Consider the following 11,412-nt stretch of genomic DNA (forward strand, 5'->3'; position numbering starts at 1 on the left):
TTTGGCGCAGTTTGCTGGCGCGAAAACGGCGCGGAATTATAGCGAAAACGCGCTGCGGCTCTCGGCTGGTGCGCGCTTATTGAGGCCGGCCGAGGCAGGTGGTGCCGACAATCTCGCCACCACCCAGGCATCGTCCGTCCGCGTAGAGCACGCAGTACTGTCCGGCGACGACTGCGCGCTGCGGCGTTGCAAAGCGCACCCGCACGCCATCACCCACGGGTTCGGCAGTGCAGGCCTGCAATGCCTGGCGGTGACGGATGCGCGCAAGCAATGGGATGTCAGGCGTTGGCGGTGGCCCCAGCCAGTTGAAGACCCCAGTCAAAAGCTCGCGGCACATCAGCCAGGGGTGCTGGGCATCCTGGGAGACGATCAGCGCTTTGCGTTCCGTGTCTTTGGCGATCACATACCACGGGGCTTCGCGGGTACCGCGCGTGCCGCCGATCCCCAGGCCGCGCCGCTGGCCCAGCGTGTAGTACATCAGACCTTGATGCGTGCCGATCTCGCGGCCACGATCGTCGATGATCGGACCGGGATCGGGTTTGAGATAGCGTGCGAGAAAGGCGCGGAATTCGCGCTCGCCGATGAAGCAAATTCCGGTCGAATCTTTCTTCCGGTGCACAGGCAACCCGGCGCGCTGGGCGATGCTGCGCACCTCGGGTTTCGTCAGTGTGCCGATCGGGAACAACACGCGTTCGAAATGCGCACGCGCAACCGCGGCGAGAAAGTAGGTCTGGTCTTTGTTTTCATCGACGGCGCGCAAAAGGTGCGGTCCATCTTCGTGTGGCTCGATGCGGGCGTAGTGGCCGGTGGCGACGAAATCCGCGCCCAGGCGCAGCGCATAATCGCGGAACGGCTGAAATTTGACTTCGCGGTTGCACAGTACGTCCGGGTTCGGGGTTTTGCCGGATGCGTAATCGGCTAGAAAGCGCGCGAACACGCGCTCCCGGTACTCATGGGAGAAGTCCACGCGGTGCAGCGGGATGTCGAGTTCCTCGCAGACACGGCGTGCGTCCTGAAAATCTTCGGCCGCGGTGCAATAGCCTTGCTCATCCTCGGTCCAGTTGACCATGAACAGGCCGGATACGCGGAACCCCTGTTCCTTGAGCAGATAGGCGGACACGGAGGAATCGACACCCCCGGACATGCCGACGACAACATGAGGTGCCTGCACGTCGTACCGCCTACAGATGTGCGATCAAATCCAGCGGATAGCGCCGGCCGGCGAGGTAATCATCGACGCAGCGCAAGACCATGGGGCTGCGGTGACGCTCGCAACTGGCGAGAAGTTCCGCGCGCGTGAGCCACAGTGGGCGCAGGATGCCGCTGTCGAGCGTCAGCTCCGGACGCTCACGCAGCGCACGCGCGACGAAAGCGATGCGCAGAAAACCGTAGTCGAGATCGGGGGGATCGAAGTGGTAGAGCCCGAGTACGGCGAGGGGTTCCACCTCCCAGCGTGTTTCCTCGAGGGTCTCGCGCCGGGCTGCCGCGATCAGGGTCTCGTGCTGTTCCCAGTGTCCCGCCGGCTGATTCAGCAGCACGCGGCCACTGACCTCCTCCTCGACGACCAGAAAACGCCCCTCGCGTTCGACGATGCAGGCGACGACGACGTGCGGCGACCAGTTCATGGTGTCATCTTGCCGGTACGCCGCAGACGGTAGTAGCCCTGTGCATCGGGTGCGCCGACCGATCGCAGCAGGTTGGCGACCATCGGCGGCGCATCCGGGCGTGGTCGCAGTTGCAGGTTCAGCTCGTAGCTGCGATCGGGCTTGAGCCGGGCATCGCCCGATACGTCGAGCACCCCGGAAAGCGTATGGATCAGGGCGGTGATCTCACCGCTCTCGGTGCCGAGATCGGCCTGGTAGTCGCCAAGTAGGATCGGTTGGCGTGCCAGCGTCCAGTGCAGGCCGATGACGCGCAGCTGGCCGGTGGCGGTAACCGGCCAGCCGTCGCGCAGGCGCAGCGTGTGCACGTCGATGCCGGCCTGTCCAACGAACGGTACAAAGGACTGTCCCGCGGCGGCTGCAAGTGCGCCCAACTCGCCGCTGGCCTTGAGCGCGTCGATATGCGTGCCGCCGAATCCGATACCGAGTCGGCCATCGAGCAGCAGCGGCGTCGATGTCGTGCGCACGTGATAACCCAGACGGCCGAGCAATAGCGCCCACGGTTGCAGCGACCAGTGCAGATCGGTGAGCAGGGGCTGGCCGCCATGCATGACATAGCGCGCACTGCCGGAGACGATGGTGCCCTCGATGCCGAACAGCCGCACCGGTGTATCCGGCTGGCGGGCGAAGACCCAGCCGTAAATGACCGCTGCCGGGGCCTGTGCGAACAGGCCCAGCACGAAGGCCGTACCGGCGGCGATCAGGAGATGGCGCGTGGTCATCGCAACGTCACTCGCGAACCAGTGTCAGCCGGGCGTTGACGACGCCAGGTGCGCTGCCGCGCTCGATCTCTGCGCTGCGCGTGGTGATGCCATAGCGTGTCTGCAGTTCCTGGATCCAGCGCAGCAGATTGGCGAACGGCACCTCGTCGATCCAGACCTTGACCTCGCGATCGCCCTCGGGCTGGATCCGTGCCGGAGGCTTGCCCAGCACCGGCGTGCGGCTGGTCTGATCGACGGCAGTGAGCAGGGAGATACGGCGATCGGCGGCGCGGCTGCTGCTCGCACGCACCTGCGCTGCGGCGCGTTCGATGCGCTCGGCGAGCAAGCGCTCCTGTTGCAAGGCCTGCGCGCGTGTGTGATGGGCCACGGCGAGCGGTTCCCAGACCAGAAGATAGCCGAGCGTGACGGCGACGACGGCGCCGCCGGTCAGCACCATGACACGTTCGCGGGGGGTTAGCCCCACGAGCGCGGTATGCAGACGGTCGATCAGATGCTTCATGCGGGCGTGAGCTTGATGCGGATCTGCACGCCTTCGGCGCCGGCATTCGCGGATTGCACGTCCAGACGGGCCGCGCGCGAGCGTTCGAACCAGTTTTTGAGCTGCTCGACGGCCTGCAGATTCTGCGCGCTCAGGCCGACATAGAGCGCCGATTCGCGATAGTGCACGGTCTGGACGGCGAGGCCGGGAACCGCGGCGACTGCGTCTGCGGTTGCGGCGAGCAGGGTCAGGAAGGCCGGCCCCGCGCCGCTGCCGGCCAGCCGTGCGAGCTGGCGATCGAGTTGGGTGGGCAAATCGACGATGCGCGCGTCGTTCGGGAAAATCTCGGCATAACGCTGGCGATTGGCGGCCGACAGCGTGTCGAGTGCCTTGCCGAGCCGGTACGCCTGTACGCCATGCAATGTGACACCCAGCAGAATGACGCAGCCGGCCAGCGCGGCGGTCAGCCGCCATGGCCGCCACAGACGCAGCCAGTCTTGACGCGCCGAGTATCCGCCCTGCAGCAGGTTGATCGCGTGCGCTTCGCGCAGGTTCTGCAACAGGGCTTCGAGCGGATGGGCAAAACCATGCAGCGCTTCCACCGGCCAGGTGAGCGTGGTCGGATCGAAAGCCTGTTCGCGCGGCACGATAATCCGCAGTGCACGGGTCCTTTCGGGATCGGCAATCTGCAGGCACAGCACGAGATCTTCACGCTGGCACACGAAGCCGCCACCGAGATGGGTGCGGACGATGATTTCGTTGCCATCGATGAGCAGGCTGAAATGGCGATCGTCGGGAACGGGCAGCGCGAGCACGTCCGGAATCATCGCATCCGGTCGCAGGCCGCGTTCGGTGAAGAATCCCAGCCACTGCGCCATGCGCGCATGGGCGACGACGGCGACCGGCCAGCTGCCATCCGCCTGGCGGTTACCCAAGGCAAAATGCAAAGTCTCGACATCGTCCGCGAGTTGATCTTCGAGCGCGAACGGTATGGCTTGCAGGGCCTTGCTGGCTTGTCTGACTGGCAGACGTACCGACGCCAGCCGCACGTCGGCGGACGGCACCAGTACGACGACGCGGCGGTTTTGCGCAAGCGGCAATAGGGTTTCCAATGGCGCCTGCTCGATGGCGAACGACGCCACTGCGTCGCTCCGGGCGATGCAGTAAGCCGTGATGGCGCCGGGTTCGGCGGCGCGCAGGTGGATGTAAAGGGTCTCGCGCACTTATTGCGTATCGATGCTGCGCCCGAGGACGACCGGTATGCCGGACCGGGGGCGGAAGTACCAACTATACAGCGCGACCCGGCTGCTGCCTACGAAGACCTCGGCGCGCAGCATGAAATACCGGCTGGTCACGCTCATCAGACTTTGGTCCGCGTCCTGGGCGGTGTAGAGCGCGCGTTCGTTGAACAGCTCGGAGACGCTCGCGGCCGGCTTTTCGGCACGCTCGCGGACGAACTGCTCGATTTCCGGGCGCGGCTGCGCGGCGAGTGCCTGCAGCAGCACTGGCGGTGCGGTGTTCACGTTGATCGGTACGCCGGTTTCAGGCAGTGCTGTAACCAGATTGGCGAGCCGCGCGTAGATTTCCGGGGTGACGCCCTTGACCGCGAGCAGTTCCGAGACACTGGTGAACAGCCGGTTGGCGACGCGATAGGGCGGGTCGATGCCAAGATATTCGGTGTCCTCGGCACCATCGAAGCCGGTCGGTTCACTATCGGCGTCGGCCCAGTCGCGGATTGCCGCGGCCAGCGCATGGGCCTGGAATTCGTCGGCGATCTCGGCGCGGCTGAGCAGGCGCACGAAGATTTCTTGCTGTTTCTTGAATTCGGCAGGTGTGGCTGCTGCAAGATTGTTGAGGTTGTACAGCCCCTGTAGATCGATCACCTGTCCACGAATGAAACCCTCATCGATGGGCAGATAGTCCACGGGATGTGCCCAGGCGTCGGCATAGGAGTCGGTCTGGTTATCCTCGAGGTCGCGCTCGAGGATGGACTTGACCCAGGACTCCACGCCATCGGCATACCACCAGGCGCGTTCCGAATCCTGCAGGTTCGCCGTCCGCCGGATCGCGATCTGGGTTGAGCTCAAGATCGCCGCGGATGCGATCGCAGCGAGTGCGACGACGAGCACGGCGGTGATCAGCGCGATTCCGGATTGCGGGCGGCGCATCATTCGCTGGCTTCGCTTATATCGCCGCGAGGGGGTTGCGGAGCAGTCTCTGCACTCGGCGATTCGCCGGTACGTCCGCTGTCGATTCCCAGCCGGAACAGGTAGCGCAGCTCGCCGATGTCTTTGGTGCGCAGGGTGATTTCCACCGCCATCGGCGGTGCGATCTGGGCCGGCTGCCGGTCCGCCGTATCCGGCGGCCAGCGCGGATGCCATTCCCGCTGTGCATCGAGATACTGCCAGCGCAGATCTTCCAGATCCTCGAGCAGCACGTTTTCCACGGGTTTGCTGTCCTGGGCTTGATCGAGCACCCGCCAGGACATGCGGATCAGCTTGCCGTCCTCGTAGCGGTAGGCGACGCGCTCCAGTGTCGGACGCGGCAGATTCAGCGGATTGCGCCAGCCGCCGCGCGTGAATTCGACATCGCCGCGATCACTTGCGCGCAGCGCGGGTTGCAGGTCGCCGAAACCATCGCGTGCGGGGCGGTTGCGGACCTGCTGGAAATCATTGCGCAGCCGCAGATACGCTTTCTGCAATTGCGCCAGCCGGGTTTGCGCGGCTTCGACCTGCCGGCGGGTTTTCAGCACCGAGTCGAGGCCGCCGTAGGCCATCAGCGAGAACACGGCGAAGATCGCGATGACGACGATCAGTTCGAGCAGTGTGAAACCACTCTGTCGATGGCCGCCCCTGGCGCGGGACGGATCCCGCCTGCGGGAACTATCGCCTGTTGGCGTCACTTGCACTGACATCATTGACGCCCCGTGTCGGCGATGAAGGCCGACAGGCTCGCGGCATCGCCCTCGCGCGTCGGTGAGGGGATGCGGATGTCGATGCGGCGCAGATGGGCATCTTCGGTTTTTTTGACTTCGACCTCCCATTTCCAGGTGCGGCCGGCCATGTGCATCTCGCCGTCCGAGCGGCCGAGGTCGGGCCAGGTCGGTTGCAGTGCGATTTCGGTGAGCCGGTTGTGCGCAACCCACAGCGCGATGGTGCGTTCGCGCAGGCGTGCGGCATTGTCGGCATAACGGGCCATGCCCGCGAGAATCGCGGCCATCGCGATCGCAAGCACGGTGACGGCGACCAGCATTTCGACGAGCGTGAAGCCGCGCTCATCCATCAGGCCGGCCTCTCCTGATCGAGCATGTCGAGCGGCTCGCGGCGGATTTGTCCGAGCAGTGTGCCGGCGATCCGCCAGCCTTGCCGCAGGTTTTGCGCGCGGACGTCGAGCACGAAGGGGCTGAATTCTCCGCTGGACAGAATCATCACCTGCGGGCGTAGCGGTGGGCGATCGTCGTCGGTTTCGTCGGCGGCGCGCGGTATCGGTGCGGCGGTGTCACCGGTGGTGGGTGTCACGATCTCCTGTGCCGGAGGGACCGGTCGATCCTCGACCCGCAGTGCCAGCTGCAGCGGCGGGGGCAAGCGCCGCGGCCGCAGCGGTCCTTCCGCAACCGGCAGCCACTGTCCATCCGATCCGATGACGAGGAACTGATAGCCCTGATCGGTGTAGCGGAAGCCCAGTTCACGGCCATTGAGCTCCGCCTCTTCCTGGGCCAGCCGGAACAGCTGCTCCAGACGCCTGGCCTCGCTGTCGAGTGTATCGATGCTGGCGCGGTCGCCGACCGACAGCGTCGCAAACGTCAGCATGATGCCGATGATCAGGACGACGACGAGAATTTCGACGAGCGTGAAGCCACCTGCGTGCTGCCGGTCGAACATGCTGCGGCCTGCGTGGCGGGAAACAGCTGCGGGGTGCGCTGCCGCTGGCTGCACCCGGATATTCACGCCCGACTCACCCACCCAGGTTCCAGTTGCCGATATCGGCGTTCACGCCCTCGCCACCGGGACGGCCGTCGGCACCCAGCGAGTACAAATCGAATTCGCCGTGCACACCGGGATACAGGTACTGGTAAGCATTTCCCCAGGGGTCCTTGGGCAGCGATTTGATATAGCCGCCGGGCGGGTAGTTGCGCGGCTCCGGTTCCCCGGCCGGCTTGGTGACCAGCGCTTCCAGGCCTTGCTGTGTGGACGGATACGTGTAGTTGTCGAGCCTGTACATGTTGAGCTGCGACTCCAGCACGCGGATGTCCTGCTTGGCCTTGGTGATGCGAGCCTTGTCCGGGTTGTCCATAATCCGCGGCACCACGACGGCCGCCAGAATGCCGAGAATCACGACGACGACCATGATCTCGATGAGCGTAAAGCCGCGCTGTCCGCGAGGGCGACGGGTGTCCGACATGGCGCTGTGACCGTAGGAAGAAGGCAAGAAAACCGTTGCTGCGATGATAACAAACTCGCTTTACCGCTCCGCGGCCGTTTGGCGTGCGCCGGCGGTGCTGATGCTGCTGCTCGTGCTCGTGGAGCTGGGCGGCGATGTGTGCCGCGCCGCGCTCGCCTACGACCGCGCGGCCATCGCCGCTGGCGAGTGGTGGCGCCTGCTCACCGGCAATTTCGCGCATCTGGGGTGGTATCACCTGTTTCTCAACGAATTGGGCTTGCTGGTGTTGGTGCTGCTATGCCCGGAACCCTTGCCGGCCTGGGTCTGGGTGCGCCGGGTCCTGCTGTTGTCGCTGGGTATGACCGGTGGTTTGTTCGTTTTCGTGCCGGATGTGCACGGCTATGTCGGGATGTCCGGCGTCATTCATGGACTATTCGTGCTGGGCTTGATGCCGCAGGTGCTGCGGCGTGACCTCATCGCGCTGGGTTGCCTGCTGTATCTCATCGGTAAAATCCTCTGGGAGTTGTACGCCGGCGCACCCGTGTCCGACGAAGCGGCGATCGGCGGGCGAGTGGTCGTCGAATCGCATTTGTTCGGCACGCTGTCCGCGTTCGTTTACGCTGCCATCTTCGGCAGTTTTCGTGGAAACGAAGCAAGGGCGCCGGGTTCTCCATCCGCCACGTCAGGAATTCCGCGATGAAGTACGCGATGCTGTTTCCGGGTCAGGGGTCACAGTCCGTCGGCATGTTGTCGGCACACAACGATCCGATCGTTTCGCAGACGTTCGAGGAGGCCTCGGATGTGCTCGGCTGGGATCTGGCTGCACTGGTGCGCGAAGGGCCGGCAGAGGAACTCAACCGCACCGAACGGACACAGCCGGCTTTGCTCGCCGCGGACATTGCCGTCTGGCGTCTGTGGCAGGCCCAGGGGCTGCCGCAACCGGCGGCGGTGGCCGGGCATAGCCTCGGGGAATACGCGGCCCTGGTCGCTGCGCAGAGCTTGCGTTTCGCCGACGGGCTCAGGCTGGTGGAGCTGCGCGGCCGTCTCATGCAAACGGCCGTTCCGCACGGCGAGGGCGGCATGGCTGCCGTGATCGGTCTTGATGATGCCCAGGTCGAGGCGTTGTGCCAGGCCTGTCCGGTCGACGGTGTCCTCGAGCCAGCCAACTTCAACTCGCCGGGTCAGGTCGTCGTCGCCGGTCAAGCCGCGGCGATCGAATGGGTGCTCGAGCACGCCAAGGCCCATGGGGCGCGGATGGTGGTGCGTGTGCCGATGTCGGTTCCCTCGCATTGTTCACTGCTGCGCGACGCCGCCGAGCGGTTGTTCGCGCAGATGGCGGATATTCCGTTTCACACCCCCGTCATTCCGGTGTTTCACAATCTCGACGGAAGCAGCGGACGTGACGGTGCGGCGATCCGCGTGGCCTTGCGCGAACAGCTATACCGTCCGGTGCAGTGGACGCGCGTGATCCATGCGCTCGCCGGCGCGGGCGTGTCGCTGTTTTTCGAATGCGGACCGGGCAAGGTGTTGTGCGGGCTGAACAAGCGCATTCTCAAGGATGCGCCGGCCGTGCCGCTCGAGGATCCGGCCGGGCTCGACAAGGCCAGGGCCCTGCTCTCGGCCTGATCGTCCGGCGGGATGTTATCCTTGCGTTGACGGAAATCCAGATAACCCTTGCGAAGGGGAGACATGACATCCACCCAGGCCAGGTTGGCCGGTCAAACGGCCCTCGTCACCGGCGCCAGCCGGGGCATCGGTCGTGCCATTGCCGAGCGGCTCGCCGCCGATGGTGCACGTGTGATCGGCACGGCGACGAGCACATCCGGCGCCGAGGCAATCGGCGCGTTGCTGCGCGCCCACGGCGGCGAGGGGCGTGTGCTCGACGTACGCGACGCCTCTGCATGCGAGGCGCTGATCGATGCGATCGGCCCGGTGAGCATTCTCGTCAACAACGCGGGGGTGACGCGCGACACGCTGCTGCTGCGCATGAAGGACGAGGACTGGAGCCAGGTGCTGGAGACCGATCTGACCGCGGTCTTCCGCCTGTCGCGGGCCGTGCTGCGCGGCATGATGAAGGCGCGGTATGGCCGGATCATCAACATCGGCTCGGTGGTCGGCGCGATGGGCAATCCCGGCCAGGCCAATTACTGTGCGGCCAAGGCGGGCCTGGTCGGTTTCTCCAAGGCGCTGGCGCAGGAGATGGGCTCGCGCGGCATCACCGTCAATGTCGTGGCTCCGGGATTCATCGAGACCGACATGACGGCCGCCCTGCCCGAGGAGGCGCGCCAAGGCCTGCTCGCCCGGGTGCCGGTGCAGCGTCTGGGCAGGCCCGAAGACATCGCCGCTGCCGTGGCCTTCCTCGCTTCGGCGGAAGCCAGTTACATCACCGGGGCCACGCTGCACGTCAACGGCGGCCTCTACATGGATTGAGCTTTATCGAATAACGTTCTGTTTGAGAGAGATAAATTGCTTTGACTGCTTCACCCGGCGGCTTTGACTACAATACGCCGGTTTCACACACCATAAAACACGTCGCGGAGTCACGCATGAGTACGCTTGAAGAGAAGGTCAAGAAGATCATCGCTGAGCAGCTGTCGGTCAGCGAGGATCAGATCACGCCCGAGGCCTCCTTCGTCGAAGATCTGGGCGCCGATTCGCTTGACACGGTCGAGCTGGTGATGGCGCTCGAAGAGGAATTCGAAATCGATATCCCGGACGAGGAAGCCGAGAAGATCGTGACCTTCCAGGACGTCATCAATTACATCAAGGCCCACACCAATCAAGCGGGCTGAGCGTCGGCACTCTCAACCATCATCCATTCCCTCGAATCAGGACTTGCAGATGAGCCGTAGACGCGTCGTCGTCACCGGCCTGGGCATCGTCTCGCCAGTCGGCAACGATGTCGATACGGCCTGGAAAAACATCCTTGCCGGCAAGTCGGGAATCGGGCCGATCACGGGATTCGACGTATCGGCCTTCACCACCAAGTTCGCTGGCCAGATCAAGGATTTCAGGCCGGAAGAGTGGATGAATCCCAAGGACGTCAAACGCACCGATCCGTTCATCCACTACGGGGTCGCTGCGGCCAAGCAGGCGATCCGGGATGCCGGGCTCGACATCACCGATGCCAATCGCGATCGCATCGGCGTCGGCGTTGGTTCCGGGATCGGCGGCATCGGCACCATCGAGGCGGAATGCCAGAAGCTGCACGGCGGCGGGCCGCGCAAGGTGTCGCCGTTTTTCGTGCCGTCGTCGATCATCAACATGATCTCCGGGTATATCAGCATCGATCTGGGGATCACCGGCCCGAATCTGGCCGTCGTCTCGGCGTGCGCGACGGCTACGCACAGCATCGGCCTGGGTGCACGCCTGATCCAGGCGGGAGACGCCGACGTTTTCATCGCCGGTGGGGCCGAAGCCGGTTCTGCGCCGGCCGGTATGGCCGGTTTCTGCCAGGCCCGCGCACTGTCCACGCGCAACGACGACCCCGAACGGGCCAGCCGCCCCTGGGACAAAGACCGCGATGGTTTCGTGCTCGGTGACGGTGCCGGTGTCCTCGTGCTCGAGGAACTGGAGTCGGCAAAAAAGCGCGGGGCCCGGATCTATGGGGAGCTGATCGGGTTCGGAATGTCGTCGGATGCCTATCACATCACGCTGCCACCGGAGGACGGCCGCGGTGCGCGCGCGTGCATGGTCAATGCCATGCGCGATGCCGGCATCCAGCCCGAACAGGTCGGCTACATCAACGCGCACGGAACCTCGACGCAGGCCGGCGACATCGCCGAGACGCTTGCGATCAAGGGCGCGTTCGGCGCGCATGCCTATAAGCTCGCGGTCAGCTCGACCAAGTCGATGACCGGGCATTTGCTCGGGGCGGCCGGCGGCATCGAGGCGATTTTCTCGCTGCTTGCGCTGCGGGATCAGGTTTTGCCGCCGACGATCAACCTCGACCAGCCGGACGAGGGCTGTGATCTTGATTACGTCCCGTGGCAGGCGCGCGAGGCGCGATTTGACATCGCGCTGTCGAATTCCTTTGGCTTTGGCGGTACCAATACGACGCTGGTTTTCAAGCGTTTTTCATGAGCTGACGGGCCAGTATCCGGCACGCGCTTACTCCGTGCGGATGGGCCGACTTTGGTTTTCCTTCATCGGCCGGTCGGCGCCAGAAGTT

The 11,412-nt window shown here is 64.7% G+C and carries 15 protein-coding genes; 5 read left to right on the forward strand and 10 right to left on the reverse strand.

All coding sequences use genetic code 11. From position 1 onward, the window contains the following. Window positions 1-76: 76 nt before the first annotated feature. The 10 genes from mnmA to gspG form a co-directional block, all read right to left on the reverse strand. A complete protein-coding gene (mnmA, locus tag BMZ48_RS02470) occupies window positions 77-1,171 on the reverse strand; it encodes a tRNA 2-thiouridine(34) synthase MnmA (protein ID WP_091531285.1) in 1,095 nt (364 codons plus the stop codon). A gap of 10 nt (window positions 1,172-1,181) precedes the next feature. Next, a complete protein-coding gene (locus tag BMZ48_RS02475) occupies window positions 1,182-1,625 on the reverse strand; it encodes an NUDIX hydrolase (protein WP_091531288.1) in 444 nt (147 codons plus the stop codon). Beyond that, window positions 1,622-2,383 (reverse strand): type II secretion system protein N, encoded by a 762-nt coding sequence (locus BMZ48_RS02480; protein ID WP_091531291.1) that lies wholly within the window; start codon window positions 2,381-2,383, stop codon window positions 1,622-1,624. Before BMZ48_RS02480 ends, BMZ48_RS02475 begins: the two co-directional genes overlap by 4 nt. Before the next feature lie 7 nt (window positions 2,384-2,390). Beyond that, window positions 2,391-2,882 carry a type II secretion system protein M gene (locus tag BMZ48_RS02485; RefSeq protein WP_091531295.1) on the reverse strand — a complete coding sequence of 164 codons (492 nt, stop codon included), beginning with the start codon at window positions 2,880-2,882 and terminating at the stop codon, window positions 2,391-2,393. Then, on the reverse strand, window positions 2,879-4,084 hold the full coding sequence (gene gspL, locus BMZ48_RS02490; protein ID WP_091531298.1) for a type II secretion system protein GspL: 1,206 nt from the start codon (window positions 4,082-4,084) through the stop codon (window positions 2,879-2,881). Before gspL ends, BMZ48_RS02485 begins: the two co-directional genes overlap by 4 nt. After that, entirely contained in the window at window positions 4,085-5,032 is a 948-nt protein-coding gene (gene gspK / locus BMZ48_RS02495) for a type II secretion system minor pseudopilin GspK (RefSeq protein WP_091531302.1), read from the reverse strand. It lies immediately after the preceding gene. Beyond that, window positions 5,029-5,778, reverse strand: coding sequence for a type II secretion system minor pseudopilin GspJ (gspJ, locus tag BMZ48_RS02500; protein ID WP_234981484.1), 750 nt, complete (start codon window positions 5,776-5,778; stop codon window positions 5,029-5,031). The genes gspK and gspJ overlap by 4 nt, the downstream gene beginning before the upstream one ends. Continuing rightward, complete coding sequence (gene gspI, locus BMZ48_RS02505; RefSeq protein ID WP_091531306.1) at window positions 5,775-6,143, reverse strand: type II secretion system minor pseudopilin GspI; 369 nt, start codon at window positions 6,141-6,143, stop codon at window positions 5,775-5,777. Before gspI ends, gspJ begins: the two co-directional genes overlap by 4 nt. Further along, window positions 6,143-6,742 (reverse strand): type II secretion system minor pseudopilin GspH, encoded by a 600-nt coding sequence (gspH, locus tag BMZ48_RS02510; protein ID WP_091531309.1) that lies wholly within the window; start codon window positions 6,740-6,742, stop codon window positions 6,143-6,145. The genes gspI and gspH overlap by 1 nt, the downstream gene beginning before the upstream one ends. A gap of 73 nt (window positions 6,743-6,815) precedes the next feature. Next, a complete protein-coding gene (gspG, locus tag BMZ48_RS02515) occupies window positions 6,816-7,262 on the reverse strand; it encodes a type II secretion system major pseudopilin GspG (protein WP_091531314.1) in 447 nt (148 codons plus the stop codon). A 43-nt stretch (window positions 7,263-7,305) separates the two neighbouring features. On the opposite strand from gspG, the gene rrtA reads away from it, so the two are divergent. The 5 genes from rrtA to fabF all read left to right on the forward strand — a co-directional run bounded on the left by rrtA (window position 7,306) and on the right by fabF (window position 11,324). Continuing rightward, window positions 7,306-7,941 (forward strand): rhombosortase, encoded by a 636-nt coding sequence (gene rrtA, locus BMZ48_RS02520; protein WP_234981485.1) that lies wholly within the window; start codon window positions 7,306-7,308, stop codon window positions 7,939-7,941. Next, window positions 7,938-8,867 (forward strand): ACP S-malonyltransferase, encoded by a 930-nt coding sequence (gene fabD, locus BMZ48_RS02525; RefSeq protein WP_234981486.1) that lies wholly within the window; start codon window positions 7,938-7,940, stop codon window positions 8,865-8,867. The genes rrtA and fabD overlap by 4 nt, the downstream gene beginning before the upstream one ends. Window positions 8,868-8,930: 63 nt before the next feature. Then, a complete protein-coding gene (gene fabG, locus BMZ48_RS02530) occupies window positions 8,931-9,671 on the forward strand; it encodes a 3-oxoacyl-ACP reductase FabG (RefSeq protein WP_091531319.1) in 741 nt (246 codons plus the stop codon). 116 nt (window positions 9,672-9,787) lie between these two features. Beyond that, window positions 9,788-10,033: an acyl carrier protein gene (gene acpP / locus BMZ48_RS02535; protein WP_091531322.1), complete on the forward strand. Its 246-nt coding sequence runs from the start codon at window positions 9,788-9,790 to the stop codon at window positions 10,031-10,033. 49 nt (window positions 10,034-10,082) lie between these two features. Beyond that, window positions 10,083-11,324: a beta-ketoacyl-ACP synthase II gene (fabF, locus tag BMZ48_RS02540; RefSeq protein WP_091531325.1), complete on the forward strand. Its 1,242-nt coding sequence runs from the start codon at window positions 10,083-10,085 to the stop codon at window positions 11,322-11,324. Window positions 11,325-11,412 lie beyond the last annotated feature (88 nt).

The sequence above is a fragment of the Fontimonas thermophila genome (assembly GCF_900113085.1).
Lineage (GTDB): Bacteria > Pseudomonadota > Gammaproteobacteria > Nevskiales > Nevskiaceae > Solimonas > Solimonas thermophila.